Annotated in this window: 2 protein-coding genes; both read left to right on the top strand. The window is 49.6% G+C overall.

Translation table 11 applies throughout. The annotated features are described in order from the left end of the window. The first annotated feature begins 178 nt into the window (after window positions 1-178). On the top strand, window positions 179-850 hold the full coding sequence (locus KDK18_RS01960) for a Bax inhibitor-1/YccA family protein (RefSeq protein ID WP_257252809.1): 672 nt from the start codon (window positions 179-181) through the stop codon (window positions 848-850). A 96-nt stretch (window positions 851-946) separates the two neighbouring features. Next, complete coding sequence (tusD, locus tag KDK18_RS01955) at window positions 947-1,339, top strand: sulfurtransferase complex subunit TusD (protein WP_257252807.1); 393 nt, start codon at window positions 947-949, stop codon at window positions 1,337-1,339. Window positions 1,340-1,372: the final 33 nt, after the last annotated feature.

The raw sequence follows: 1,372 nt of genomic DNA, 5'->3' as shown, positions 1-1,372 counted from the left end.
GAATATCTCCTGATTGGAAAAATCTTTACGGAATGGCACCGGTTAAAAGTAACGGCTGTTACGTTTTTGTAACGCCTTCGGGGTACTGTGGGCATCCTGTAAAAAGAGAATCTCGATATAGCCGGTGTGTTCAGCTCTGGTATACTCCCTATATAAGCCCCAATGCGAGGAATAAAAAATGGAACGCAAATCTACCGTTTTAGCGTCAAGGCCGACACAGGTTGGCAGCGGCATTGAAATCAATAGTGTTTTGCGCAACACCTACCTGTTGCTAGGTATGACACTGCTGTTCAGTGCTTTTACTGCGGGTGTGGCTATGGCACTGGAAATCAGTCGTATCACTGCCCTGGTGCTCAGCTTGGTAGGTTTTGGTCTGATTTTTGTTGTCAATAAAACCGCTGACTCAGGCAAAGGTCTGGTGGCTGTTTTTGCTTTCACCGGCGTTCTGGGTGCTGCCCTTGGGCCTATGCTGAACTTCTATCTGGCACTGCCTAATGGTCCTTCTCTGGTGATGCAGGCGCTGGGCGGAACAGCCGTTGTGTTCTTTGCCCTCTCAGCCTACGTGCTGGTTACCCGCAAGGACTTCTCATTTATGGGAGGCTTCCTGATGGTGGGCCTGATTGTGGCCGTGATTGCCAGTATCGCCCTGATCTTCTTCCAGATCCCGGCGGCATCCATGGCTCTGTCTGCTGCTATTGTGCTGTTGATGTCCGGCTTCATCCTGTTTGACACCAGCCGTATCATCCACGGCGGCGAAACCAACTACATCCGCGCTACCGTCTCTCTCTACCTGAATATCTACAACCTGTTTACTGCTCTGCTCTCTCTGCTGGGCATGTCTGACGACTAAGTATTCAGTAATTTATGAAAATACCTCGGTATTCCCGGGGTATTTTTTTTGCACCAGTGACGGTTATAGAAACTTTTTGTAGACGGGAGTCTGTGAATGAAATATGCACTGGCTGTCTACGGTGCTTCCGGTACCGGGCAGTCTTCTCTGACAGCACTTTCTTTTGCCAGGGCCTTGCTGGCTGCGGGCCATGAGATCATTCGAGTCTTTTTTTATCAGGATGGAGTGCACAATGCTTCCAGCCTGGTTTCACCGCCACAGGATGAGGTGAATCTGCCGGAGCAATGGCAAAAGCTGATCACAGAGCAGGGTATTGATGCGGTAGTCTGCATCGCAGCGGCTCTTCGCAGAGGTGTGGTGAATACTGAAGAAGCTGAAAGATATGAACTGCCAGCCAGCAATTTCAGGGAGGGGTATGAACTCTCGGGATTAGGTCAGTTACTCGAAGCGACCGTTGAAGCTGATCGTCTGGTGACTTTTGGAGACTGAGCATGAGTCAATCTATTTGCATTATTTCAACTC

Source organism: Endozoicomonas sp. SESOKO3, from assembly GCF_024606255.1.
Note: the sequence above shows the minus strand (reverse complement) of the source record. Positions and strands in the feature narration are given on the sequence as shown.